The organism is Pseudomonas sp. S3_A09 (assembly GCF_054668065.1).
On record NZ_CP162752.1, the window covers coordinates 267319 to 292942 of the forward strand.

Sequence of the window (25624 nt, forward strand, 5' to 3'; positions counted from 1 at the left end):
TGAAAGCAAAAACCAGTGCTGAATGGCCTACAGACACTTAAGAGCCGCTTTATAACAAGGGCTCTAAAATGCTGTCAAGGAAGCTCCCAGGCTTTAACACATTAATGCGTGCTAATTCTTTCCTTGGAATCAGACTCGCGTTTTTCGTCCTTAGCAACTATCTCCGGAGCCACATCCGGCAAGGGCTCCGGCGCGTATTGCAGCGCAATTTGCAGGACCTCGTCAATCCATTTAACGGGTTTAATCTGCAGATCCTGCTTGATATTGTCAGGAATTTCCTTCAAGTCGCGAACATTCTCTTCAGGAATGATCACCGTCTTGATACCACCCCGGTGTGCGGCAAGCAATTTCTCTTTCAGACCACCGATGGCCAATACCTGGCCGCGCAGGGTGATTTCCCCGGTCATGGCGACATCGGCACGCACCGGAATGCCAGTCAATGCCGACACCAGGGCCGTGCACATGCCTACGCCAGCGCTAGGGCCGTCTTTCGGGGTCGCCCCTTCCGGCATGTGGATGTGGGTGTCGTGCTTCTCGTGGAAGTCCAGGGGGATCCCCAGACTCTTGGCGCGGCTGCGCACCACGGTCTGCGCGGCGGTGATGGATTCGACCATCACGTCACCCAGGGAACCGGTCTTGATCAGTTGGCCTTTGCCAGGGATCACCGCGGCTTCGATGGTCAGCAATTCGCCGCCCACCTGGGTCCACGCCAGGCCAGTCACCTGCCCTACCTGATCCTGCTGCTCAGCCAGGCCGTAGCGGAATTTCTTCACGCCCAGGAAGTGTTCCAGGGAGTCGGCCGTCACCTTCACCGAGAAGCGTTTTTCCAGTGCATGCTCCTTGACCGCCTTGCGGCAGATCTTCGCAATCTGGCGCTCCAGGCCCCGTACACCGGCCTCGCGGGTGTAGTAGCGCACGATGTCGCGGATCGTCTCAACTTCGAACTCGATCTCGCCCTTCTTCAGGCCGTTAGCCGAAATCTGCTTGGGCGCAAGGTATTTGACGGCGATGTTGATCTTCTCGTCTTCGGTGTAACCCGGCAGACGAATCACTTCCATCCGGTCCAGCAACGCTGGCGGGATGTTCATGGAGTTGGAGGTGCACAGGAACATTACGTCGGACAGGTCGTAGTCGACCTCCAGGTAATGGTCGTTGAAGTTGTGATTCTGCTCGGGGTCGAGCACTTCGAGCAACGCCGACGCCGGATCGCCACGCATGTCGCTGCCCATTTTGTCGATTTCATCGAGCAGGAACAGCGGGTTGCGCACGCCGACTTTCGTCATCTTTTGAATCAATCTTCCTGGCATCGAACCGATGTAAGTCCGGCGATGACCACGGATTTCCGCTTCATCACGCACACCGCCGAGGGCCATGCGCACGAATTTACGGTTGGTGGCGTTGGCAATGGACTCAGCCAAGGAGGTTTTACCCACGCCAGGCGGCCCGACCAGGCACAGCACCGGACCACGAATCTTCTTCACGCGCTTTTGCACGGCGAGGTATTCGAGGATGCGTTCTTTGACTTCTTCGAGGCCATAATGGTCGGCGTCGAGAATGTCTTCAGCCCGGGCCAGGTCCAGACGCACCTTGGTCTGGGCCTTCCACGGCACCTGTACCAGCCAGTCGATATAGGAGCGCACCACGGTGGCTTCGGCCGACATCGGCGACATCTGCTTGAGCTTGTTCAGCTCGGCAGTGGCTTTGGCCAGGGCATCTTTCGGCAGGCCAGCGGCATCGATGCGCTTTTTCAGCTCTTCGATTTCGTTGTGGCCTTCCTCGCTGTCGCCGAGCTCTTTCTGAATGGCCTTCATCTGCTCATTCAGGTAGTACTCGCGCTGGCTGCGCTCCATTTGTTTCTTCACGCGACCACGGATGCGCTTCTCGACCTGCAACAGGTCGATTTCGGCATCCAGCAGCGCCAGCACGTGCTCAACACGCGCCGACAGATCAATGATTTCGAGAATGTCTTGCTTCTGCTCGATTTTCAGCGCCATGTGCGCCGCCATGGTGTCGACCAGGCGGCTTGGCTCATCGATGCTGTTGAGGGACGACAGGACTTCAGCCGGGACTTTCTTGCCCAACTGCACATACTGCTCGAATTGCGAGAGCAGGCTGCGTACAAACACTTCTGACTCGCGCTCAGGGGCCTCGACTTCGTCAATCAGCGCCACTTCAGCGCGCAGGTGGCCATCCACCTCCATGAAGCGCTCAACCGCACCACGCTGCTCACCTTCCACCAGCACCTTGACGGTGCCATCAGGCAGCTTGAGCAATTGCAGCACGGTAGCAATGGTACCAACGCGATACAGGGCGTCTTCGCCTGGATCATCATCAGCAGGATTTTTCTGGGCCAACAGCAGGATCTGCTTGTCGCCCGTCATCGCGGCCTCGAGGGCTTCGATAGACTTCTCGCGCCCCACGAACAGCGGGATAACCATGTGCGGATAGACGACGACATCACGCAACGGCAGGAGAGGCAATTCGATGGTGGTCTTCATGATTTCGCCTCTATGACAGATGAAAAATAAGCTTGAAGCCAAGATGGGGGCTGCATGCAAAAAAAACAAGCTTATTGCCAGCAGTTAAACGCAGTAAACGCTTCGGGGCAAAAAACGTTGTAAAAACAAAGGGGCCCCTGAAGGCCCCTTGTTTATACCGAAACTGCGAGACGCTTACGCGTCGGGCGCAGCCTTGGCAGCCGGCTCACTGTTTTCGTAGATATACAGTGGCTTGGACTTACCTTCTATGACGCTTTCGTCGATCACCACTTTACTCACCTCGGACTGCGAGGGGATTTCGTACATGGTGTCGAGCAACACGCCTTCCAGAATCGAACGCAGGCCACGTGCACCGGTCTTGCGCTCCAGTGCCCGCTTGGCCACCGATTTAAGAGCGTCAGTACGGAACTCAAGGTCTACACCCTCCATCTCGAACAGCTTGGCGTATTGCTTGGTCAAGGCGTTTTTCGGCTCGGTGAGGATCTGAATCAGAGCAGCCTCATCCAGCTCGTCCAACGTGGCCAGGACCGGCAGACGACCCACGAACTCCGGGATCAAACCGAACTTGACCAGATCGTCGGGCTCGACCTCACGCAGGGATTCGCCAACCTTCTTGCCTTCTTCCTTGCTGCGGACTTCGGCACTGAAACCGATGCCGCCGCGAGTCGAACGCTGCTGGATGACTTTTTCCAGACCGGAGAACGCACCACCACAGATAAACAGGATGTTGCGTGTATCGACCTGAAGGAATTCCTGCTGCGGGTGCTTGCGACCACCTTGTGGTGGTACGGAAGCGACCGTGCCTTCGATCAGTTTCAACAGGGCCTGCTGCACGCCTTCACCGGAAACGTCCCGGGTGATCGACGGGTTGTCCGACTTGCGCGAAATCTTGTCGATTTCGTCGATGTAGACAATACCCATCTGGGCTTTCTCTACGTCGTAGTCGCACTTCTGCAGCAACTTCTGAATGATGTTCTCGACATCTTCGCCCACGTAGCCAGCCTCGGTGAGGGTGGTGGCGTCGGCGATCGTGAACGGAACGTTCAGCAGGCGAGCGAGGGTTTCTGCAAGCAGGGTCTTACCCGAGCCTGTAGGACCGATCAGCAGGATGTTGCTCTTGCCGAGTTCAACTTCGTCGCCTTTCTTGTCACGCTGGTTCAAGCGCTTGTAGTGGTTGTACACCGCTACGGCCAGAACCTTCTTTGCACGCTCTTGACCAATCACGTACTGATCAAGGATGCCGCTGATTTCTTTAGGCGAAGGCAATTTATGCGCGCTGCTTTCGGCCTGGGCTTCCTGCACCTCCTCACGGATGATGTCATTGCACAGGTCGACGCACTCGTCGCAGATAAAGACCGAGGGGCCGGCAATCAATTTGCGTACTTCATGCTGGCTCTTGCCACAGAAGGAGCAATAGAGCAGCTTGCCGTTGTCCTCGCCGTTGCGGGTGTCAGTCATTCGTTCGATCCAAATCCGATAGGCTTGCAACACAAGATGAAGGCTTATGCGGGCTTTTTCAAGCCCGCCGGTGGTCGGACATGCCGACCAGCCCTATTTTGAGCGGCTTATATTAAGCGGGGCGCTGATTGATCACTGCGTCGATCAGGCCATAGGCTTGCGCGGCTTCGGCACTCATGAAGTTGTCGCGGTTGGTATCGCGCTCGATTTCTTCCAGGGTGCGCCCGCTGTGCTTGGCCATCAGCGTGTTGAGACGCTCACGAATAAACAGGATTTCCTTGGCATGGATTTCGATGTCCGACGCCTGGCCCTGGAAACCGCCCAGTGGCTGGTGAATCATCACGCGCGAGTTAGGCAGGCAGAAACGCTTGCCTTGGGCACCGGCGGTCAGCAGGAATGCGCCCATGCTGCAGGCTTGGCCAATGCAGGTGGTCGACACGTTCGGCTTGATGAACTGCATGGTGTCGTAGATCGACATGCCTGCGGTCACCGAACCGCCTGGGGAGTTGATGTAGAGATGGATGTCCTTGTCCGGGTTTTCCGCTTCAAGGAACAGCAGCTGCGCACAGATCAGGTTGGCCATGTAGTCCTCTACGGGGCCTACCAGAAAGATCACTCGCTCCTTAAGCAGGCGCGAGTAGATGTCGTAGGCGCGTTCGCCACGAGCGGACTGCTCGACAACCATCGGGACCAGGCCGCCAGCGGCCTGGATATCAGAGTTCTGCTGAATATAGGAATTACGGAACATGCTCTGCAGTTACTCCCAAATAGTCATGTCTTGAAAACGCATAAGCCAGCGCGAGGCTGGCTTATGGTTGAATTTCCAACGAGTTGGACAATCAGTCGGCTTGTGCTGCTTCCGCCGGTTTGACTGCTTCTTCGTAAGAGACCGCTTTATCGGTCACCTTAGCCTTCTGCAGAACAGTATCCACAACTTGTTCTTCCAGCACAACCGAACGCACTTCGTTCAGCTGCTGATCGTTCTTGTAGTACCAAGCCACGACCTGCTCAGGCTCCTGGTAGGCCGAAGCCATTTCCTGGATCATTTCGCGAACGCGGTCTTCGTCAGGCTTGAGGTCGAACTGCTTGACCACTTCAGCCACGATCAGGCCCAGCACGACGCGGCGCTTGGCTTGCTCTTCGAACAGTTCAGCGGGCAGCTGATCAGGCTTGATGTTGCCACCAAACTGCTGAACAGCCTGTACGCGCAGGCGATCCACTTCGTTGGACAGCAGGGCCTTAGGCACTTCGATCGCATTGGCGGCCAGCAGACCGTCCATGACCTGGTTCTTGACCTTGGACTTGATGGCCTGACGCAGCTCGCGCTCCATGTTCTTGCGAACTTCGGTGCGGAAGCCTTCGATGCCGGTTTCCTTGATGCCGAATTGAGCGAAGAACTCTTCGTTCAGCTCTGGCAGCTTAGGCTCGGAAACGCTGTTGACGGTCACGGTGAACTCGGCGGCTTTGCCAGCCAGGTCCAGGTTCTGGTAGTCAGCAGGGAACGTCAGGTTCAGAACGCGCTCTTCGCCGGCCTTGGCGCCAACCAGGCCGTCTTCGAAACCGGGGATCATGCGGTTGGAACCCAGCACCAGCTGAGTACCCTTGGCCGAGCCGCCAGCGAATACTTCGCCGTCAACCTTGCCAACGAAATCGATGTTCAGCTGGTCTTCGTTCTGGGCAGCACGGTCGGCCACTTCAAAACGGGTATTCTGCTTGCGCAGGATTTCCAGCATGTTGTCCAGGTCCGAATCAGCCACTTCGGCGCTCAGACGCTCGATTTCGATACCGTCGAAACCGGCCACTTCAAATTCAGGGAACACTTCGAACGTTGCAACGTATTCCAGGTCCTTGCCAGCTTCCAGGGACTTAGGTTCGATCGAAGGCGAACCCGCTGGGTTCAGCTTGTGCTCAACAACGGCTTCATAGAAAGAAGCCTGGATCACGTCACCTACAGCTTCCTGGCGCGCATCGGCACCAAAGCGGCGCTTGATTTCGCTCATTGGCACTTTGCCTGGACGGAAACCAGCGATCTTGGCCTTCTGGGCAGTCTGCTGCAGACGCTTGTTGACCGCAGTCTCGATACGCTCGGCCGGCACGGTGATGCTCAGGCGACGCTCGATAGCAGTAGTATTTTCAACAGAAACTTGCATGGATATTCCTCGTTGCACAGACGTTAGCCGGCCATTTCCGACCCCAATCAAGGGCATGCATTCTAGTGGGTCAAACTCAAGAAGTCACCCTACTGGAAATACGCCCGAAAACAGCCGGCAATTTATCGGTACGAAGGCACTGCTGCACCTCGCCCCGGTGACAAATACAACCCATCACGCCAGGGCTCTGCGCCGCCCCTTCTATATATAGAAGAAGTCGTCATGCATCTCCCTGACGGCCAACCCCGCAAACAGGGCTGGCAGGCAGCGCAGCATCATCGAGATACATAAATACGACGAAACGCCCTGCCGTCGCGCCTCATTACCTGCAGCCGCTGGATATTTCGAACCGCTGAAACCAAAAAAGGCGCCAGACTGTTAAATCTGGCGCCTTTCGAATATGGGGTGGACGAAGGGGATCGAACCCTCGACAACGGGAGTCACAATCCCGTGCTCTACCAACTGAGCTACGCCCACCATATTGCGTTAACAAAGAAACCAAACCACTTCTTTGTTGAGCCCTACCCTGCGTTTCGACAGGGCCAGGCTTTATTTGGTGCGGATGAAGAGACTCGAACTCTTACGCCTCGCGGCGCTGGAACCTAAATCCAGTGTGTCTACCAATTCCACCACATCCGCGCTTGAAGCTCTTAAAGCAAAGGCGCCAGACGATTAATCTGGCGCCTTTTAAAATATGGGGTGGACGAAGGGGATCGAACCCTCGACAACGGGAGTCACAATCCCGTGCTCTACCAACTGAGCTACGCCCACCATATAGCGCTACTTGTGCCAAAGCTGCCTAATGGCGCACCCGGCAGGACTCGAACCTGCGACCATCCGCTTAGAAGGCGGATGCTCTATCCAGCTGAGCTACGGGCGCCTTATTAATCTGTACTCTTGGAGGATTACAAACTAAGTGCTTCCAGCCTTACAGAACAACACGTTATTCTGCTCGACCTTCTTAACCAGTGCTAGGCTGTGCCCGACAAGTGCGACGAATAGTATAGACGCCCTCGAAACCCGTCAAATCTTTTTTGAAAAAAATTCATTTTATTTAAGGGGTTAGGGCAATTTGCAGACCAAGCGCCTTTGCCCTAACGTCCTGGCATGCGAGAATGCGCGCACTTTTCTTCCCCCTCTCGATGGTTAATCACGCGTAATGACTGCACAACTTATCGACGGCAAATCAATCGCCGCCAGCCTGCGCCAGCAGATCGCCAAACGAGTCACCGAGCGCAGCCAGCAAGGTCTGCGCACGCCGGGCCTCGCGGTGATCCTGGTCGGCAGCGATCCTGCCTCTCAGGTTTATGTCTCGCACAAGCGTAAAGACTGTGAAGAGGTCGGCTTTATTTCCAAGGCCTACGACTTGCCTTCCGAGACCACCCAGCAGGCCCTTACCGACCTGATCGACGGCCTCAACGACGACCCGAAGATCGATGGCATCCTGCTGCAACTGCCATTGCCCGAGCATTTGGACGCCTCCAAATTACTGGAGCGCATTCGGCCCGACAAAGACGTCGACGGTTTCCACCCTTATAACGTTGGCCGCCTGGCCCAGCGCATTCCGCTGCTGCGCCCGTGCACACCAAAAGGCATCATGACCCTGCTGGAAAGCACCGGTGTCGACCTGTATGGCCTCGATGCAGTAGTGGTCGGCGCCTCCAACATCGTCGGCCGCCCGATGGCAATGGAGCTGTTGCTGGCCGGCTGCACCGTGACCGTCACCCACCGCTTTACCAAAGACCTGGCAGGCCACGTCGGCCGCGCCGACCTGGTCGTGGTTGCCGCCGGCAAGCCCGGACTGGTCAAAGGTGAATGGATCAAGGAAGGTGCGATCGTCATCGACGTGGGCATCAACCGCCAGGATGACGGCAAGCTGGTGGGAGACGTGGTGTACGACACCGCCCTGCCCCGCGCTGGCTGGATCACCCCGGTACCCGGTGGTGTCGGCCCGATGACGCGCGCTTGCCTGCTGGAAAACACTCTGTACGCCGCAGAGACCCTGCACGCTTAATAACCAGCCGTACTGAAAAAGCCCTGCTTTATCGCAGGGCTTTTTATTGCCCGCAATAAATCCTGTTTTTCTTAGTTTTTAAGAACTTTCATCGGGTTCTAGAAGAACATTCGACAGTTTCTGATCCATACTCCTAAAATGTAACGGCATTTATCAAAAAACCGTTCCCGAACGGTATTTCCTTACTTTTTAGCGAGTTCATCCGCGTGAAAATTCGTCTTTCTCTCGTCAGCCTATTATTTGCTTTCACAGGCACCTTTGCGCACGCCGCCGAAACCACCCAGGCCCCGCGTGACACGTCCAAACTGCAAATCGCTTCCGGCAGCGCCATGCTGGTGGACCTGCAAACCAACAAGGTCATCTATTCCAGCAACCCGGACGTGGTCGTCCCCATCGCCTCGGTGAGCAAGTTGATGACTGGTCTGGTGGTATTGGAAGCCAAGCAGAACATGGATGAATACATCGACATCAACATCAAGGACACGCCGGAAATGAAAGGTGTGTTTTCCCGCGTGAAGATCGGCAGCGAGATGCCGCGCAAAGAGATGCTGCTGATCGCGCTGATGTCCTCGGAAAACCGTGCCGCCGCCAGCCTGGCGCACCACTATCCGGGTGGTTACCCGGCATTTATCGCGGCGATGAATGCCAAAGCCAAGGCGTTGGGCATGACCAGCACCCATTACGTCGAGCCCACTGGCCTGTCGATCCACAACGTGTCCACTGCCCGTGACCTGAGCAAACTGCTCGCCGCCGCGCGTCACTACCCGTTGCTGAGCCAGTTGAGCACCACCAAGGAAAAGACCGTGTCGTTCCGCAAGCCCAACTACACCCTGGGCTTCTCCAACACAGACCACCTGATCAACCGCGCCAACTGGGACATCAAGTTGACCAAGACCGGCTTCACCAACCAAGCCGGCCACTGCCTGGTGCTGGTGACCAACATGGGCAACCGCCCGGTGTCTTTGGTAATCCTGGACGCCTTCGGCAAATTCACCCACTTTGCCGATGCCAGCCGTATCCGCAATTGGGTCGAGACCGGCAAGAGCGGTTCGGTGCCGGATGTGGCGCTGCGCTACAAGGCTGACAAGAACCTGAAGAATCGTCCCAACGCCGCCGAAGTACGCCGCTAACCGCAGCCACCTTAATGCAGGAGCTGGCTTGTGTGGGAGCTGGCTTGCCTGCGATAGCATCACGGCGGTGTAACTGAACCACCTCAGTGCCTGCATCGCGGGCAAGCCCGGCTCCCACAGGTTCCGGTGCACACATTGGCACCTCGGGGCTGGCTGTTACTTTTTCTCCGCCAACACCTTCAGCGCCTGCGCCGCCGCCCGCTCCTGACCGGCTTGAGCCGTCGCATTCGCCGAGTCCCGCCACCGTTGTGCATCCACATTGGCTGGCAACTGGCTCGGGCGCTGGGTGAGGATTGCCCAACTGCCGGCGCTTTTCCATTTGGACTCAAAGTCGCTGAAGCTCATCAACAGACGCCGATCCATTCCCGATCGCAGCAACACTGTGCTTTTTTGCTGGTTGAACCCCACCACGACCACATAGTGCGCATCCGACCACAACCCACCGCCAACCCGCGCCATCACCGGATATCCCGCCGCCACCTGGGCCAGCACTGCCGTCAGCTTGGCATCCAGCGGATACACCATCAGGCCGTACTCACGCGCCAACACCTGCATGTTGCGCTCCAGGTCCGCTTCGCCGCCCGGCAAATGCAGCGGTTTATCCAATAGCCCCGGTGTCATGACAATGCCTTGTTGCGACAGCATGCTGGCTAAAGACGTTGGACCGCCCTGATATGCCTCGCTGCGAAAAGTCGGCACGCCGGTGAGCTCGACACGCTCCGGCAGGCCCGCCAGTCTGGACGGGGTGGAGGAACACGCCGCAAGGCCCAGGGCACACGCGAGGAACAAGGATGTTTTAAGGTTCGACCGTAACCGCAATTTTCGACTCTCTTGATCAACTGCCGGTAAGGGGCCTGATCATAGCCCAATCACGTTTAAGTAGGCGCGGGCTTGCTCGCGAAAAACCTGAGGGTGCCGGGTCAATCCAGATAGCCCGCCTTACCGTTGACGTGTTTCACGCGCAAGCTCGCGCCTACAAAGGTCGTGGATATAGCAAAGAAGTTGGACAGACACGACCATTGGTCAATAGCAGGCAACCGTCAGGTAGCTAGACTGTCCATTGAGAAGACTGTGTGTGCCCCGAGGGGGCGAAAGGAGGCCCGAATGAGCCTTGCAACAACGATTGTCCTGTTGATCTGCGGTTGGCTGGCGGTGGCCGGCGCCATGTTGTGGGGGGTGCTGCGCATCACCCGTCGGCACCATCACCCCCAGGTCAGACCCGCTGCACCCGCCAAACCCCATAAGGTGGCAGCGCATCACGCCTAGCCAGGCATGCAATTGAAGTCCTGAGTCGCCGCCACTTCCTTGCCGTGACCATCCATCAAGGATGCGCGCACGGTGGTGCCCAGGCTCGACTCCACCAGGGTGTAGTGCTCACCCGCCTTGAAGTGCTTGTACTCGACCCGCCCTTGGCAGTCCTGCTGGTTGTCGTCGCCTGGCTCTTCCTCGAACAGCGTTACATCCAGGCGATGGTCTCCCGGCGTCACTTCGAAGAAACGTCCGTCATCCACGCGATGACCGTCCACGCGCTCAGCCATCAGGTCGTTGGGGGCTTCTTCTTTCAAACCGATCCACGCTTCGCTCGGGTCCGCCTTGGGGATCGGGCCGGCGCACGCCGACAACAACAGCACAGCACCGAGGGCGGGGATCAACAAAAGAGGTTTGAGTGACATGGCAGGGCTCCAAAGAAGGACTATGTGTCCGGTGGGCTACAAGCTTGAGGAGCCACCCTGTGTAGAACAAATGAATACATATGAAACGATCTTCAGCCCCTTCCTAAATGTTCCTTCACCTGACTGAAAGGTGCGTGTTAGGTGGGTCGCGTGAGACTGCCGAGGTTTGCAATCCTGCTCCTTTCGGAGGTTTCACGCATGCTCGGGCTGGTAAAGACCGCACTGCAAAAGCCGTACACGTTTATCGTGTTGGCCATATTCATCTGCATCATCGGGCCGATGGCGGCCCTGCGTACCCCCACTGACGTTTTCCCGGACATCGGCATCCCCGTGGTTGCCGTGGTCTGGCAGTACAACGGCCTGTCGCCGGACGCCATGGCCGGTCGGGTGATCTATACCTACGAACGCTCCCTGAGCACCACCGTCAACGACATCGAACACATCGAGTCGCAATCCCTGCCCGGCATGGGCATCGTCAAGATCTTCTTCCAACCCGGCGTGGATATCCGCACCGCCAACGCCCAGGTGACGGCGGTGTCACAAACCGTGCTCAAGCAGATGCCGCCAGGCATCACGCCGCCGCTGATCCTCAACTACAGCGCCTCCACGGTGCCAATCCTGCAAATGGCGTTCTCCAGCCCCAGCCTCTCGGAAGCAAAGATCCGCGACTTGGTGCAGAACAACATTCGCCTGCCCCTGAGCGCCCTGCCCGGTCTGGCCATGCCCACACCGATGGGTGGCAAGCAACGCCAGATCACCTTGGACCTCGACCCACAGGCGTTGGCTGCCAAAGGCTTGTCAGCCCAGGACGTGGGCAACGCCCTGGCGTTGCAGAACCAGATCATCCCGGTGGGCACCGCCAAACTCGGCCCCAACGAATACACGATCCTGCTCAACAACAGCCCCAAGGCCATTGATGAGCTCAATGACCTGCCGATCAAGACCGTCGACGGCGCGCTGATCACCATCGGCCAAGTCGCCCACGTGCGGGATGGTTCGCCGCCACAGACCAATATCGTGCGCGTCGACGGTCACCGTGCGGTACTGATGCCGGCACTGAAAAACGGCAGCATCTCCACCCTGTCGATTATCGACGGCATCCGCCAGATGCTGCCGCGTATCAACGAAACCCTGCCGCCGTCGCTGAAGACCTCGTTGCTGGGTGACGCCTCGGTGTTCGTCAAGCAATCCGTGGGCAGCGTGGCCCAGGAGGGTATCATCGCGGCGTTGCTGACCAGTGCGATGATCCTGCTGTTCCTCGGCAGCTGGCGCTCCACGATCATTATCGCCGCATCGATTCCCCTGGCAGTGCTGTCGGCCATCGCGCTGCTGGCGGTCAGCGGGCAAACCCTCAACGTGATGACCCTCGGCGGACTGGCGTTGGCAGTGGGGATCCTGGTGGACGATGCCACGGTGACCATCGAGAACATCAACTGGCACCTGGAGCAAGGCAAGGCGGTGAAGACCGCGATCCTCGACGGCGCCGCGCAGATAGTCGGACCGGCGTTCGTCTCGCTGCTGTGTATCTGCATCGTGTTCGTGCCGATGTTCCTGTTGCAAGGCATCGCCGGCTACCTGTTCCGGCCGATGGCCCTGGCGGTGATCTTTGCCATGGCCAGCTCGTTCATTCTCTCGCGCACACTGGTGCCGACCCTGGCGATGTTCCTGCTCAAGCCCCATGTACCGGAGCAAGGCGCGGGCCATCACCCGGAAGATGAATTCATCAACCACCACGAGGGCGAGCAGCACACCCAACAACGCAATGCCGTGCTGCAAGGGGTGCTGAACTTCCAGCAGGGCTTCGAGCGGCACTTCTCGAATATCCGCGACACGTACCATGGCCTATTGACGTTGGCGCTGGGCAATCGCAAGCGCTTTATCGTCGGTTTCCTCGCCTGCGTGCTCGCGTCGTTCCTGCTGCTGCCCAGTCTGGGCCAAGACTTTTTCCCGGCCACCGACGCCGGCGCCCTGGCCCTTCACGTGAGGTTGCCGCTGGGCACGCGCATTGAAGAAAGCGCAGCCGCGTTCGACCGTATCGAAGCGCGGATTCGAGAGGTGATTCCTGCCGAGGAACTCGACACTATCGTCGACAATATCGGCATCCCGCTCAGCGGCATCGACATGGCCTACAGCAGCAGCGGCACCATCGGCCCGCAGGACGGCGATATCCAGGTCACGCTGAAAAAAGACCACGCGCCCACCGCCGACTACGTGAAGAAGCTGCGTGAAGCCCTGCCGCAAAGTTTCCCCGGCAGCCACTTCGCGTTTCTACCGGCAGACATCAGCAGCCAGATCCTCAACTTCGGCGCCCCGGCCCCGCTGGACGTGAAAATATCCGGGCGCAGCGATGAAGAAAACCGGGCCTATGCGGTGGAACTGGAGCGACGACTGCAACATGTACCGGGCATTGCCGACCTGCGAATCCAGCAGTCCACCGGATATCCGTCCCTGCAGGTAAACGTCGACCGACTGCGCGCCAATGGCCTGGGCATCACCGAGCGTGACGTGACCAACAGCATGGTCGCCTCCCTGGCCGGCAGCTCCCAAGTGGCCCCGACCTTTTGGCTCAATCCGGCCAACGGCGTGTCGTATTCAATCGTCGCCGCGACGCCGCAATACCGTCTCGACAGCTTGCCGTCACTGGAAGCCTTGCCGGTGACCGGCGCGGGTGGTCAGTCGCAGATCCTCGGCGGTGTGGCAAGTATTTCCAGGGTGGAAAGCCCCGCGGTAGTGACCCACTACAACATCGAACCGACCCTGGACCTGTACGCCAACGTGCAAGGCCGCGACCTCGGCGGCGTGGCCCGCGATGTGCAAAAGGTACTGGATGACACCGCGGCCATGCGCCCCAAAGGCGCAGTGATCAGCCTGCATGGGCAGATCGATGCGCTGCATGAAGCCTTCAGTGGCTTGAGCTTCGGCCTGCTCGGTGCTGTGGTGCTGATCTACCTGCTGATCGTGGTCAACTTCCAGTCCTGGGCCGATCCGTTCGTGATCATCACGGCGTTACCGGCCGCACTGGCGGGAATCGTGTGGATGCTGTTCCTCAGCGGCACCTCGCTGTCGGTGCCGGCACTGACCGGCGCCATCCTGTGCATGGGGGTGGCCACCGCCAACTCGATCCTGGTGGTGAGTTTCTGCCGTGAACGCCTGGCCGAACACGGCGATGCACTCAAAGCCGCGATGGAGGCCGGTTATACGCGTTTCCGCCCGGTGTGCATGACCGCCCTGGCAATGATCATCGGCATGCTGCCCCTGGCCATTTCCGAGGAACAAAACGCCCCCCTTGGCCGGGCTGTGATCGGTGGGTTGATCTTCGCCACCATCGCCACCCTGCTGTTTGTACCCGTGGTCTTCAGTCTGATCCACGGGCGCCACCCAACTCGCGCTGTTGCAGGAGAAACCCCACATGTCGTCTGATCACAAACCCTCGCGCAAGCGTCTGATGCTCATGGGTGTCGGCGGCCTGACCCTGGCCGCCCTGTTGGTCGCCAATGGCCTGCATGCCCGCACGCTGCACGAACAATCGGTCACCGCCTGGACAGAGACTGCAGCGATCCCGCAAGTGCGGGTGTTCCAACCGCAACAGAACGCCGCCGGCGACACCCTGCGCTTGCCGGCGCACCTGGAAGCCTGGAGCAAGGCGCCCATCCATGCCCGCGTCAGCGGCTACCTGAAGGACTGGAAAGCCGACATAGGTACGCAGGTGAAAGCCGGGCAAATCCTGGCCGAAATCGACAGCCCGGACCTGGACCAGCAAATGGCGCAAACCCACGCCCGGCTGATTCAGGAACAGGCCAACGCACGCCTGGCGCAAACCACCGCCACGCGCTGGCAAAACCTGCTCGCCAGCCACTCGGTATCACGCCAGGAAGCCGATGAGAAAACCTCCAACGCTGCAGCCGCCAAGGCCAATGCCGAAGCCGCCGCTGCCGACTATGCGCGGCTGTCCGCACTGGAAAGCTACAAAACCATCCGCGCACCATTCGCCGGCACCATCACCGCACGCAACACCGATATCGGCCAGTTGATCAAGGCCGATACCGACAGTGACCCGGAATTGTTCAACATTGCCGACACCCATCAATTGCGTCTGTACGTACCGGTGCCGCAGAACTACGCGGCGGTCATCCATCCCGGCCTTGAAGCTGAACTGACGGTGCCCGAGCATCCCGGCGAGCACTTCAAGGCGCGCCTGATCGGCGACTCCACCGCCATCGACCGCCGCTCCGGCACCCTGCTTGCGCAGTTCGTTGCGGACAACCCCAACGGTGAATTGCTGCCCGGTGACTACGCCGAAGCGACGCTGCCGATTCCGGCGGACACCCATGGCGTGAGCATTCCGGCCAGCGCCCTCATTTTTCGCGCCCAAGGTACTCAGGTCGCTGTGCTTGACGCGCACAATCATGTGCATCTGCAAACCATCCACATCGGCCTGGATCTCGGTGAACGCCTGGTGATCGACCAGGGCCTGAAACCGGTCGATCGTGTAGTCGACAACCCGCCCGACGCCCTGCGTGAAGGTGACCCGGTGCAACTGGCCGATGCCTCGGGAGGTGCGCATGCGCCCAAGGCTTAAACCTCTCACTGCCTTGATGCTGCTGGCATTGCAGGGTTGCTCCATGGCCCCAACCTACCAGGTGCCTGCGGTTGACTTGCCCGCCGGCTACCGCGAACAGACCAGCGACGGCCCGTGGCACAGCGCGCAACCGTCCGACCAACTGGCGCCCGAGTGGTGGACGCTCTACAACGATTCGCGCCTGAACGACCTGCAACAGCAACTGCTCAAGGCCAACCCGGATTTGGCCGCGGCACTGGCGCATTTCGATGCGTCCCAGGCGTATGCCAGCCAACTGCATGCCGGGCTGTTCCCGCAGATCACTGCCAGCGCGCAACCGTTGCGCCAGCGGCAATCGGATTCGCGACCGCTGAGGGGCGATACGCAACCCTCGGTGTACAACAGCAATACCGCGGGCTTTTCACTGAGCTACGACCTGGACCTGTGGGGCAAAATCCGCAACCAGGTCGCGGCGGGCGATGCCCAGGCGCAGGCATCCGGCGATGACTTGGCGGTGGCACGCCTGAGCCTTCAGCATCAGTTGGCGACGTTGTATGTGCAGCTCAATGGGCTGGATGCGCAGGCGCGTATTCTCGACCGTTCGCTGGATGATTTCCGCCAGGCGCTACAGCTGACCCGTAGCCGCTATGAAGGCCAGATTGCCTCGGAGCTGGACCTTACACGCGCGCAGAATCAACTGGCCGAAGCCAAGGCGCAATGGGATGAAATACGCGGGCAGCGCAACCTGACCGAGCATGCGATTGGTGAGCTGGTGGGTGTGGCCGCCAGTGATTTTTCATTGTCGCCGAGCCCGCAATTGATCTCCTTGCCGGGGATACCCTCGCAATTGCCAAGCCACCTGCTGCAACGCCGCCCGGACATTGCAGCGGCAGAGCGACGGGTGTTTGCGGCCAACGCCAACATCGGCGTGGCCAAGGCGGCGTGGTACCCGGATTTCAGTCTGACGGGGTTGATTGGCGGGCAGACGCAAGGGGTCGGCAACCTGCTGTCCGCCGGCAATCGCTATTGGGCATTGGGGCCATTGGTCAACTTGCCGATCTTCGATGGCGGTCGCCTAAGTGCCAACGAACGCCAAGCCAAGGCCGAGTTTGAAGAGGCATCGGCGCACTACCGCAGCCAGGTGCTGAAAGCCGTGCGCGAAGTGGAGGACAACCTGGCTCAGCTGCGCGACTTGCAGCAAGAGGCACAGGATGAGCAGGCAGCGGCGGATGCGGCACAGCACACTCAATCGCTGGCGATGAACAGCTACCAGGCCGGGGCCGTGAGCTACCTGGACGTGGTGACCGCGCAGACGGCAGCGCTGCAGGCGCAACGGACCTTGCAGGCGGTGCAGACACGGCAACTGCAAGCCAGTGTAGGGTTGGTGACTGCGCTCGGCGGGGGTTGGCACGCATCGAATTAAATGTGGGAGCTGGCTCGCCTGCGATGCCGGTGAGCCAGTCGCCGAATCAACGGGTTGATGCCCCCTTTCGCAGGCAAGCCAGCTCACACTTTCCTGATTGCGGGGAATCAAGGAGTCAACGTTGACTCGCTCACTTGCGGCCGGCTATCAAGATAAACACTGACCACCGTGCAATCGCCGCCATTGGCATGTCGATACAGCGTACGGCTGTGGTAGTCCGAAACATCCCCCGCCACCGAGACAGTGATCGTTTGGCCTTGCACCTCAATCTTTGCCGATGCGTCACGCGTAATCAAAAATGGACTGGCACCTTCCAAAGCAGACAATACTTCTGTGTCAGTCCCAAAGGTGCGATAGACGTAGTATCGGTAGGTGAACGGAACAGTTGCCCCTCCACGATCATCCTTCACACCCTAGACGGACGCGTCATTGCTCAGAGGCGTGCAGAGTACAACCTCTGTCAATTGCGGGCGACTTGGCGAAAGAAGCCAGCCGCCGCCGATATACACCAAGCATAGCGCCAGCAGGATCGTGGTAACGATTGAGTAAAGCGACTTTTTAGTAGTTCCTGAATCTGGCATACGAAGGTTTGGGACATGTCTTTCGGGCCCGCCCTCGACAACGAAACCCTGCTGGTCAATGCCTCTCAGGATCTTGAATCCATCAATGCCATTGCCGCGAACCCGGTTTTTGAAGTCGATGGTCCGCAACGCAGTGTGGTGCGGGGGATTTGTCGGAGGGTGGAGGGCGTGCAGCTGTTGGTGGATCGAGTCGCAGATGGCACCAACGAGGCAATCTCCCAGTAACAGCATCGTCTGTCAGGGCGGCAAGCCCGGCTCCCACATTTTTAAGCTGTGAAGCCTTTCAAATGTGCGAGCTGGCTTGCCTGCGATTGCAGTGGACCAATCAGTAAACACCTAACTGAACCGCCGGGTTTCAGGCAGCGAGTTTGCCGTTGGCGATGGCTGCCGAGGCGGCGACCATGGCGCGCAGCAGCACCGCACACCCTGCCGCCAGGTCATCAGGTGCGGCATTCTCGATTTCGTTATGGCTGATGCCACCCTCACACGGCACAAAGATCATCCCTGCCGGACCGAGTTCGGCAACGAAGATCGCGTCGTGCCCTGCCCCGCTGACAATGTCCATGTTCGACAGGCCCAGGCCATTCGCCGCATTGCGCACAGCGTCCACGCAGCCTTTGTCGAAATACAGCGGCGGGAAGTCTGCGGTGGGTTCCATCTCGAAACTGAGTCCATGTTTGGCGCAGGTGTCTTCAATGACCTTGAGCACCTGCGCAATCATCGAATCCAGACGTGCCGGTTCCAGGTGACGGAAATCCAAGGTCATGCGCACTTCGCCTGGAATGACGTTGCGTGATCCCGGATAAGCCTGCAGGCAACCCACCGTCCCGCACGCATGAGGCTGGTGCCCCAGTGCCGCTGCGTTCACCGCCGCTACCACTGCCGCCGCGCCCACCAAGGCATCCTTGCGCAGGTGCATCGGCGTTGGTCCCGCATGCGCTTCAACTCCACGCAGTTTCAGGTCAAACCACTTCTGCCCGAGTGCGCCGAGCACCACGCCGATGGTTTTCTGCTCGTCCTCAAGAATCGGGCCCTGTTCGATGTGCGCCTCGAAATACGCACCCACTTTATGACCGCTTACCGCGCGCGAGCCCGCATAGCCAATCGCATTCAGCGCGTCGCCGACACTGACGCCATCCACATCCACCTTGGCCAAGGTGTCCGCCAAGGTGAATTTCTCGGCAAACACCCCCGAGCCCATCATGCACGGCGGAAAGCGCGAGCCTTCCTCATTGGTCCACACCACCACTTCCAGCGGCGCCTCGGTTTCTACCTTCAAATCATTGAGGGTGCGCAGCACTTCCACGCCGGCGAGTACGCCAAAGCAACCGTCAAACTTGCCACCGGTGGGCTGGGTGTCGATGTGGCTGCCGGTCATCACCGGTGGAAGGTTGGGATTGCGGCCGGGGCGCCGCGCGAAGATATTGCCGATGCCGTCGATGGTGACCGTGCAACCGGCTTCTTCGCACCACTTTACAAACAGGTCGCGGGCTTTGCGGTCGAGGTCGGTAAGCGCCAGGCGGCACACGCCGCCCTTGGGGGTGGCGCCAAGTTTGGCCAGGTCCATCAACGACTGCCACAAGCGGTCGCGGTTGATGTGCTGATGGGTCGATTGCAGAACGTCGAGGGCAGCGTTCATGGGGATCTCCTCAGGCTACATTTCTTATGAATTGACTCACTCAACTGTGAGAGCTGGCGTGTGTGGGAGCTGGCTTGGCTGCGATACAGGCGGCTCGGTATTTCTGCCGAACTGAGGTGATGCAATCGCAGGCAAGCCAGCTCCCACATTGGCCGTGTTTACAGAGGTGACTTGGCGGCAACGGGGCTGATGCCACGCCTGGCATTCAGGCCGTAATACAACAACCCGCCCAAGGCCGAACCGGTAAACCAGCCATAGCTGTAGAACCAGCTGAACGCATCACTGCCCAGCGACAGCAAGGTCAGCACCACCGGCACGCCAAAGGCGATAAAGCCGCTCCAGTTCCACGCCGGGTACACGTCGTCGCGGTACAGACCGGCCAGGTCCAGTTGCTGTTTGCGGGTGATGAAGTAGTCCACCACCATGATCCCGGCGATCGGGCCCAGCAGGCTTGAGTAGCCCAGCAACCAGTTGGAATACACGGTTTCCAGGCTCACATCCGAGACGATCAAGCCGAGTTTTTTCAGCAGTTCATGGCCCATCAGCACCAACCCCACCAAACCGGTGAGGATCACCGCCGTGGTGCGGTTGATCAGCTTCGGCGCAATGTTCTGAAAGTCATTGGTGGGCGAGACGATGTTCGCCGCGGTGTTGGTGGACAAGGTCGCGACGATGATCAGCGCCATGGCCACGGCCACCCACACCGGGCTCTGGATATGCCCGATCAGGGTCACCGGATCGGACACGCTCACCCCCACCAGCTTGACCGAGGCAGCAGTCATGATCACGCCGAGGGCGGCGAACAGGAACATGGTCAGCGGCAAACCGAAGATCTGCCCGAGGATCTGGTCCTTCTGGCTTTTGGCGTAGCGGCTGAAGTCAGGAATATTCAAGGACAAGGTAGCCCAGAACCCCACCATCGCCGTCAGGCCAGCCATGAAGTAGCCCGTGAGGCTCGCACCTTCTGGACGCTTGGGCGGGATGGCCATCAGCTCGCTGATGGACACATTGGGCATCGCCCATACCAGCAGGCCGATGCCCACCGCCACCAGCAGCGGCGCGGACAGGGTTTCCAAGCGCTTGATCGACTCGGCGCCACGTAACACCACCCACAGATTCAGGCACCAGAACATCATGAAACCGATCACTTCACCGGTGCCGCCTAGGGACTTCCAGCCCTCGAAAATCGAGCCCAGGAACAGGTGAATCGCCAGCCCGCCAAACATCGTCTGGATGCCAAACCAGCCACAGGCCACAAGCGCCCGGATCAGGCACGGCACGTTGGAACCCAGGATGCCGAACGACGAGCGCAACAAGACCGGGAAGGGTATGCCGTACTGGGTGCCGGGGAAGGCGTTGAGGGTCAACGGAATCAGCACCACGATATTCGCCAGCAGGATCGCCATCAGCGCTTCCCCCACCGACAGACCGAAGTACGCGGTGAGTACCCCGCCCAAGGTATAGGTGGGCACGCAGATCGACATGCCGACCCACAGCGCGGTGATGTGCCACTTGTTCCAGGTGCGTTCATGCACCTTGGTCGGTGCCATGTCGTGGTTATAGCGGGGGCTGTCGAGGACGTCGGGGCCGGCGTCGAGTTCGTACAGGCCGTTGCGTTCGATGACTTGCGATCTGTTCTGTTGCATGGCCGCTCCACGGTTTTTTCGAATTATTGTTACTCGCCTGCAAGGTGTGTGCAGGTGGCCGGAGTACCTCGTAAACAACATGACATCACGGGCCCGGCCAGCCGCCACTGCACTCAATATCCGTGCCGACAACCGTTACCGCACCCACACCGCTTATATAACTTGCTGATGTTTATCAGCTTTCCGAGTGAGCCTTCGAAACTTGCCGCTTTACTCAGGCTAACTAAAGCGAAAGTTGGCCGAACCATCAGGACTCAATCTGGTGCAACACAATTATTTTTATTTTCCCGCCCCGTCAAGAGGCAAGTCTCAAGCGTCTGATTTGCAATAAGAAATGTTGCTCAATTTAAGAACCTGTCAAGTGCGTCAAAATGGTGAGTGCACGCTACATTTTGGTGAATTTCGTTTTTTATCCTTAATAATCAACTATTTATCATTGATATGAGCTTATGAAAAATCTTCTTGCTCAATCGAAAAACTCGGGCTAGTTTCTATTCCTGTCACCGATGACAGGAATTAATCGATCATCGGTAAGCAGCATTACAACACTTAGAACTGGCACAAGCCGGTCAAGCCTGTGAGGAACTCGACATGTCGCTGTTGATCCGTGGCGCCACCCTTGTTACCCATGATGAAAGTTATCGCGCCGAAGTGTTATGCGCGGGCGGTCTAATTCGGGCTATTGGTACGAATCTGGATATTCCCGCCGGTACTGAAATACTCGATGGCAGCGGCCAATACCTGATGCCCGGCGGCATCGACCCTCATACCCATATGCAACTGCCCTTCATGGGCACCGTGGCCAGTGAAGACTTTTTCAGTGGCACGGCGGCAGGTCTGGCGGGCGGCACCACATCGATCATCGACTTTGTGATTCCCAACCCACAGCAATCCCTGTTGGAAGCGTTTCACCAGTGGCGCGGCTGGGCGGAAAAATCCGCTTCAGACTACGGCTTCCACGTAGCGATCACTTGGTGGAGCGAACAGGTGCGTGAAGAAATGGCCGAGTTGGTGAGTCAGCACGGCATCAACAGCTTCAAGCACTTCATGGCCTACAAGAACGCAATCATGGCGGCGGACGACACCTTGGTCGCCAGCTTCGAACGCTGCCTGGAACTGGGCGCGGTGCCCACCGTGCATGCGGAAAACGGCGAGCTGGTGTACCACCTGCAACGCAAGCTGATGGCCCAGGGCATCACCGGGCCCGAGGCGCATCCGCTGTCGCGCCCTTCGCAAGTCGAGGGCGAAGCGGCCAGCCGCGCAATCCGCATCGCCGAGACCATCGGCACGCCGCTCTACCTGGTGCATGTGTCCACCAAAGAGGCGTTGGATGAAATCACCTACGCCCGCAGTAAAGGCCAACCGGTCTATGGCGAAGTCCTCGCCGGCCACCTGCTGCTGGACGACAGCGTCTACCAGCACCCGGACTGGCAGACCGCCGCCGGTTACGTGATGAGCCCGCCGTTCCGCCCACGCGGGCATCAGGAAGCGCTGTGGCACGGCCTGCAATCCGGCAACCTGCACACCACTGCCACCGACCACTGCTGCTTTTGCGCCGAGCAAAAAGCCGCCGGCCGTGACGACTTCAGCAAAATCCCCAACGGCACCGCCGGCATCGAAGACCGTATGGCCTTGTTGTGGGATGAAGGGGTCAACACCGGGCGCCTGTCGATGCAGGAGTTTGTCGCGCTGACCTCCACCAACACTGCGAAGATCTTCAATCTCTACCCGCGCAAAGGTGCGATCCGCGTGGGCGCGGATGCCGACCTGGTGCTGTGGGACCCCGAGGGGACGCGGACCATTTCCGCCAAGACCCACCATCAGAAAGTCGACTTCAACATCTTCGAAGGCAAGACCGTGCGCGGCGTGCCGAGCCATACCATCAGCCAGGGCAAGCTGGTCTGGGCCGATGGCGACCTGCGCGCCGAGCGCGGGGCCGGGCGGTATGTAGAGCGGCCGACGTACCCGCCGGTGTTCGAGCAGTTGAGCAAGCGCGCAGAGCGTTCCAGGCCCACTGCTGTGAAGCGCTGAAAACGGCCTTAGGCCTGTCGCGGGCAAGCCCGGCTCCCACATTTTAACCCTGTGAACCCGATGCATGTGGGAGCTGGCTTGCCTGCGAAGAGGCCAGCACAGGCAACAAAAAAACCAATGCCCATCAGAGGCAGCACCTCAATCACCGTGAGGCCAAAACCGTGATCCAGACCCTGACCCACCTCCCCCATCCCCACGAAGACGGGGCCACCCTCGCCAGCCATTTCACCGACCTGGCACCGCCTCTCAACGCCCGCCAGGCACAACTGGAAGCCTCGCGCTGCCTGTATTGCTACGACGCGCCGTGCGTGAATGCGTGCCCCAGCGAAATCGACATCCCGTCGTTTATCCGCAACATCCACACCGAAAACGTACAAGGCGCGGCGCAAAAAATCCTCTCGGCCAACATTCTCGGCGGCAGTTGCGCCAGGGTCTGTCCCACCGAGATCCTCTGCCAGCAAGCCTGCGTGCGTAACAACGCTGAAGAATGCGCGCCGGTGCTGATCGGTCTGTTGCAACGTTATGCCGTCGACAATGCACACTTCACCGAGCACCCCTTCCACCGCGCAGCCTCTACCGGCAAGCGTATCGCCGTGGTGGGTGCAGGCCCTGCGGGACTGGCCTGCGCCCACCGCAGCGCCTTGCACGGCCATGACGTGGTGATTTTCGAGGCCCGGGAAAAAGCCGGCGGCCTGAATGAATACGGGATCGCCAAGTACAAACTGGTGGATGACTTCGCGCAGAAGGAGCTGGATTTTCTGCTGCAAATCGGCGGCATCGAGATTCGTCACGGCCAGCGCCTCGGCGATAACCTGACCCTCAGCGAACTGCATCAGCAATTCGATTCGGTGTTCCTCGGCCTCGGCCTGGCCGCGAGCAAACAGCTCGGCCTGCCCCACGAAGACGCCCCCGGCCTGCTCGCCGCCACCGACTACATCCGCGAACTGCGCCAGGCCGACGACCTGACCCAACTGCCCCTGGCCAATCGCTGCATCGTGCTCGGCGCCGGCAACACCGCCATCGACATGGCCGTGCAGATGGCCCGTCTCGGTGCCCACGATGTGAACCTCGTCTACCGCCGTGGCCTGGCGGACATGGGCGCCACCCACCATGAACAGGACATCGCCAAGGCCAACCAGGTACGCCTGCTGACCTGGGCCCAGCCGGAGGAGGTGCTGCTGGACGATCAGGGCCATGTGCGCGGCATGCGCTTCCTGCGCACGCGCATGGAAAACGGCCGTCTGCTCCCGACCGGCGAAACCTTCGAACTGGCTGCCGATGCGATCTTCAAGGCCATCGGCCAGGGTTTCGACAACGAGGCACTGCACGATCCGCTGGCCCAGCAGCTGCACCGTGTCGGTGAAAGGATTTTCGTCGACGAACAGCTGCGCACCAGCATTCCCGGTGTGTACGCGGGTGGCGATTGCGTCAGCCTCGGCCAGGACCTCACCGTGCAGGCCGTGCAACACGGCAAGCTGGCCGCCGAGGCCATGCACGCCCAACTCATGTTGAATGCGGAGGCTGCGTAATGGCCGATCTCTCGATTGTATTTGCCGGTATCAAAGCCCCCAACCCGTTCTGGCTGGCCTCCGCGCCGCCCACCGACAAGGCTTACAACGTGGTGCGCGCCTTCGAGGCCGGCTGGGGTGGCGTGGTCTGGAAAACCCTTGGCGAAGACCCTGCAGCGGTCAACGTGTCGTCACGCTACTCGGCGCACTACGGTCCCAACCGTGAAGTGATGGGCATCAACAATATCGAGCTGATCACGGACCGCTCCCTGGAGATCAACCTGCGGGAAATCACCCAGGTGAAAAAGGATTGGCCCGACCGCGCGCTGATCGTGTCGCTGATGGTGCCGTGCGTCGAGGAGTCCTGGAAAACAATCCTGCCGCTGGTGGAAGCCACCGGCTGCGACGGTATCGAACTGAACTTCGGCTGCCCCCACGGCATGCCCGAACGCGGCATGGGCGCGGCGGTAGGCCAGGTGCCGGAGTATGTGGAACAGGTGACGCGCTGGTGCAAAACCTATTGCTCGCTGCCGGTGATCGTCAAGCTCACGCCTAATATCACCGACATTCGCGTGGCGGCGCGGGCCGCGTATCGCGGCGGCGCGGATGCGGTGTCGCTGATCAACACCATCAACTCCATCACCAGCGTCGACCTGGAACGCATGGTCGCGCTGCCGGTGGTGGGCACCCAAAGTACCCACGGCGGTTATTGCGGTTCGGCGGTCAAGCCGATCGCGCTGAACATGGTCGCCGAAATCGCCCGCGACCCGCAGACCCAGGGCCTGCCGATCTGCGGCATTGGTGGCATCGGCAACTGGCGTGACGCGGCGGAGTTTGTAGCCCTGGGCTGCGGCGCGGTGCAGGTGTGCACGGCGGCGATGCTGCATGGGTTTCGGATTGTGGAGGAGATGAAGGACGGACTATCGCGATGGATGGACAGCCAAGGCTACAACAGCCTGCAGGACTTTTCCGGGCGTGCGGTGGGCAACACGACGGACTGGAAGTACCTGGATATCAACTATCAAGTCATTGCGAAGATCGATCAGGAAGCCTGCATTGGCTGCGGACGTTGCCACATTGCCTGTGAGGACACGTCGCACCAGGCCATCGCCAGTTTGAAACAGGCGGATGGCACGCATAAATACGAGGTGATCGATGATGAGTGCGTGGGCTGCAACCTGTGTCAGATCACCTGCCCGGTGGCGGACTGTATCGAGATGGTGCCGATGGACACAGGCAAGCCGTTCTTGAATTGGACGCAGGATCCGAGGAATCCCTACCGCGAAGCTGTGTAGCCCTTCAGGCCGCCTTCGCG

Annotated in this window: 18 protein-coding genes and 4 tRNA genes; 10 read left to right on the forward strand and 12 right to left on the reverse strand. The window is 59.4% G+C overall.

Annotated features, from left to right (window positions below; translation table 11 throughout):
• Positions 1 to 101: 101 nt before the first annotated feature.
• The 8 genes from lon to AB4N92_RS01320 all read right to left on the reverse strand — a co-directional run bounded on the left by lon (position 102) and on the right by AB4N92_RS01320 (position 6986).
• Positions 102 to 2498 carry an endopeptidase La gene (lon, locus tag AB4N92_RS01285; RefSeq protein WP_010209415.1) on the reverse strand — a complete coding sequence of 799 codons (2397 nt, stop codon included), beginning with the start codon at positions 2496 to 2498 and terminating at the stop codon, positions 102 to 104.
• A 174-nt stretch (positions 2499 to 2672) separates the two neighbouring features.
• Positions 2673 to 3956, reverse strand: coding sequence for an ATP-dependent Clp protease ATP-binding subunit ClpX (gene clpX, locus AB4N92_RS01290; RefSeq protein WP_010209414.1), 1284 nt, complete (start codon positions 3954 to 3956; stop codon positions 2673 to 2675).
• A 112-nt stretch (positions 3957 to 4068) separates the two neighbouring features.
• Positions 4069 to 4704 carry an ATP-dependent Clp endopeptidase proteolytic subunit ClpP gene (gene clpP, locus AB4N92_RS01295; protein ID WP_021492827.1) on the reverse strand — a complete coding sequence of 212 codons (636 nt, stop codon included), beginning with the start codon at positions 4702 to 4704 and terminating at the stop codon, positions 4069 to 4071.
• A 91-nt stretch (positions 4705 to 4795) separates the two neighbouring features.
• A complete protein-coding gene (gene tig / locus AB4N92_RS01300; protein ID WP_010209411.1) occupies positions 4796 to 6106 on the reverse strand; it encodes a trigger factor in 1311 nt (436 codons plus the stop codon).
• Between the two features lie 401 nt (positions 6107 to 6507).
• Positions 6508 to 6583 (reverse strand) — tRNA-His (locus AB4N92_RS01305).
• A gap of 77 nt (positions 6584 to 6660) precedes the next feature.
• Positions 6661 to 6745 (reverse strand) — tRNA-Leu (locus AB4N92_RS01310).
• A gap of 56 nt (positions 6746 to 6801) precedes the next feature.
• Positions 6802 to 6877, reverse strand: a tRNA-His gene (locus AB4N92_RS01315).
• Positions 6878 to 6909: 32 nt separating this feature from the next.
• A tRNA-Arg gene (locus AB4N92_RS01320) sits at positions 6910 to 6986 on the reverse strand.
• Between the two features lie 279 nt (positions 6987 to 7265).
• Between AB4N92_RS01320 and folD the strand changes: the two genes are divergently transcribed.
• Together folD and pbpG are read left to right on the forward strand one after the other, a co-directional pair.
• The gene (gene folD / locus AB4N92_RS01325; RefSeq protein ID WP_010209410.1) at positions 7266 to 8120 is read left to right on the forward strand and encodes a bifunctional methylenetetrahydrofolate dehydrogenase/methenyltetrahydrofolate cyclohydrolase FolD; all 855 of its coding nucleotides are present in this window, start codon (positions 7266 to 7268) and stop codon (positions 8118 to 8120) included.
• 206 nt (positions 8121 to 8326) lie between these two features.
• The gene (gene pbpG, locus AB4N92_RS01330; RefSeq protein WP_010209408.1) at positions 8327 to 9250 is read left to right on the forward strand and encodes a D-alanyl-D-alanine endopeptidase; all 924 of its coding nucleotides are present in this window, start codon (positions 8327 to 8329) and stop codon (positions 9248 to 9250) included.
• Positions 9251 to 9406: 156 nt separating this feature from the next.
• On the opposite strand, the gene AB4N92_RS01335 is transcribed toward pbpG, so the two are convergent.
• Positions 9407 to 10069 (reverse strand): C39 family peptidase, encoded by a 663-nt coding sequence (locus AB4N92_RS01335; protein WP_031291166.1) that lies wholly within the window; start codon positions 10067 to 10069, stop codon positions 9407 to 9409.
• Positions 10070 to 10354: 285 nt separating this feature from the next.
• Between AB4N92_RS01335 and AB4N92_RS01340 the strand changes: the two genes are divergently transcribed.
• A complete protein-coding gene (locus tag AB4N92_RS01340; RefSeq protein ID WP_010209406.1) occupies positions 10355 to 10516 on the forward strand; it encodes a hypothetical protein in 162 nt (53 codons plus the stop codon).
• Here the strand turns inward: AB4N92_RS01340 and AB4N92_RS01345 are convergent.
• Complete coding sequence (locus AB4N92_RS01345) at positions 10513 to 10923, reverse strand: PA0061/PA0062 family lipoprotein (protein WP_010209405.1); 411 nt, start codon at positions 10921 to 10923, stop codon at positions 10513 to 10515. The genes AB4N92_RS01340 and AB4N92_RS01345 overlap by 4 nt on opposite strands.
• Before the next feature lie 198 nt (positions 10924 to 11121).
• On the opposite strand from AB4N92_RS01345, the gene AB4N92_RS01350 reads away from it, so the two are divergent.
• The 4 genes from AB4N92_RS01350 (at position 11122) to AB4N92_RS01365 (ending at position 17710) form a co-directional block, all read left to right on the forward strand.
• The gene (locus AB4N92_RS01350) at positions 11122 to 14343 is read left to right on the forward strand and encodes an efflux RND transporter permease subunit (protein ID WP_010209403.1); all 3222 of its coding nucleotides are present in this window, start codon (positions 11122 to 11124) and stop codon (positions 14341 to 14343) included.
• On the forward strand, positions 14333 to 15502 hold the full coding sequence (locus AB4N92_RS01355) for an efflux RND transporter periplasmic adaptor subunit (protein WP_010209401.1): 1170 nt from the start codon (positions 14333 to 14335) through the stop codon (positions 15500 to 15502). Before AB4N92_RS01350 ends, AB4N92_RS01355 begins: the two co-directional genes overlap by 11 nt.
• Positions 15486 to 16904, forward strand: coding sequence for an efflux transporter outer membrane subunit (locus AB4N92_RS01360; protein ID WP_044287398.1), 1419 nt, complete (start codon positions 15486 to 15488; stop codon positions 16902 to 16904). Before AB4N92_RS01355 ends, AB4N92_RS01360 begins: the two co-directional genes overlap by 17 nt.
• 596 nt (positions 16905 to 17500) lie before the next feature.
• The gene (locus tag AB4N92_RS01365; RefSeq protein ID WP_021492831.1) at positions 17501 to 17710 is read left to right on the forward strand and encodes a DUF6124 family protein; all 210 of its coding nucleotides are present in this window, start codon (positions 17501 to 17503) and stop codon (positions 17708 to 17710) included.
• Between the two features lie 130 nt (positions 17711 to 17840).
• Here the strand turns inward: AB4N92_RS01365 and AB4N92_RS01370 are convergent, their stop codons facing one another.
• Both AB4N92_RS01370 and AB4N92_RS01375 read right to left on the reverse strand, forming a co-directional pair.
• The gene (locus tag AB4N92_RS01370; RefSeq protein WP_042572094.1) at positions 17841 to 19124 is read right to left on the reverse strand and encodes a Zn-dependent hydrolase; all 1284 of its coding nucleotides are present in this window, start codon (positions 19122 to 19124) and stop codon (positions 17841 to 17843) included.
• Positions 19125 to 19282: 158 nt separating this feature from the next.
• Complete coding sequence (locus AB4N92_RS01375; protein WP_154847056.1) at positions 19283 to 20770, reverse strand: NCS1 family nucleobase:cation symporter-1; 1488 nt, start codon at positions 20768 to 20770, stop codon at positions 19283 to 19285.
• 591 nt (positions 20771 to 21361) lie between these two features.
• On the opposite strand from AB4N92_RS01375, the gene hydA reads away from it, so the two are divergent.
• The 3 genes from hydA (at position 21362) to preA (ending at position 25604) form a co-directional block, all read left to right on the forward strand.
• Complete coding sequence (hydA, locus tag AB4N92_RS01380; RefSeq protein WP_187517286.1) at positions 21362 to 22801, forward strand: dihydropyrimidinase; 1440 nt, start codon at positions 21362 to 21364, stop codon at positions 22799 to 22801.
• Positions 22802 to 22962: 161 nt separating this feature from the next.
• Positions 22963 to 24330, forward strand: a complete 1368-nt coding sequence (locus AB4N92_RS01385) for an NAD(P)-dependent oxidoreductase (RefSeq protein WP_021492833.1) — start codon at positions 22963 to 22965, stop codon at positions 24328 to 24330.
• A complete protein-coding gene (preA, locus tag AB4N92_RS01390) occupies positions 24330 to 25604 on the forward strand; it encodes an NAD-dependent dihydropyrimidine dehydrogenase subunit PreA (RefSeq protein ID WP_010209390.1) in 1275 nt (424 codons plus the stop codon). The genes AB4N92_RS01385 and preA overlap by 1 nt, the downstream gene beginning before the upstream one ends.
• Positions 25605 to 25624: the final 20 nt, after the last annotated feature.

Coding starts and splice junctions, on each gene's coding strand:
- lon (WP_010209415.1), bottom strand. CDS start 2,498: ATGAAGACCACCATCGAATTGCCTCTCCTGCCGTTGCGTGATGTCGTC.
- clpX (WP_010209414.1), bottom strand. CDS start 3,956: ATGACTGACACCCGCAACGGCGAGGACAACGGCAAGCTGCTCTATTGC.
- clpP (WP_021492827.1), bottom strand. CDS start 4,704: ATGTTCCGTAATTCCTATATTCAGCAGAACTCTGATATCCAGGCCGCT.
- tig (WP_010209411.1), bottom strand. CDS start 6,106: ATGCAAGTTTCTGTTGAAAATACTACTGCTATCGAGCGTCGCCTGAGC.
- folD (WP_010209410.1), top strand. CDS start 7,266: ATGACTGCACAACTTATCGACGGCAAATCAATCGCCGCCAGCCTGCGC.
- AB4N92_RS01340 (WP_010209406.1), top strand. CDS start 10,355: ATGAGCCTTGCAACAACGATTGTCCTGTTGATCTGCGGTTGGCTGGCG.
- AB4N92_RS01345 (WP_010209405.1), bottom strand. CDS start 10,923: ATGTCACTCAAACCTCTTTTGTTGATCCCCGCCCTCGGTGCTGTGCTG.
- AB4N92_RS01350 (WP_010209403.1), top strand. CDS start 11,122: ATGCTCGGGCTGGTAAAGACCGCACTGCAAAAGCCGTACACGTTTATC.
- AB4N92_RS01355 (WP_010209401.1), top strand. CDS start 14,333: ATGTCGTCTGATCACAAACCCTCGCGCAAGCGTCTGATGCTCATGGGT.
- AB4N92_RS01360 (WP_044287398.1), top strand. CDS start 15,486: ATGCGCCCAAGGCTTAAACCTCTCACTGCCTTGATGCTGCTGGCATTG.
- AB4N92_RS01365 (WP_021492831.1), top strand. CDS start 17,501: ATGTCTTTCGGGCCCGCCCTCGACAACGAAACCCTGCTGGTCAATGCC.
- AB4N92_RS01370 (WP_042572094.1), bottom strand. CDS start 19,124: ATGAACGCTGCCCTCGACGTTCTGCAATCGACCCATCAGCACATCAAC.
- AB4N92_RS01375 (WP_154847056.1), bottom strand. CDS start 20,770: ATGCAACAGAACAGATCGCAAGTCATCGAACGCAACGGCCTGTACGAA.
- hydA (WP_187517286.1), top strand. CDS start 21,362: ATGTCGCTGTTGATCCGTGGCGCCACCCTTGTTACCCATGATGAAAGT.
- preA (WP_010209390.1), top strand. CDS start 24,330: ATGGCCGATCTCTCGATTGTATTTGCCGGTATCAAAGCCCCCAACCCG.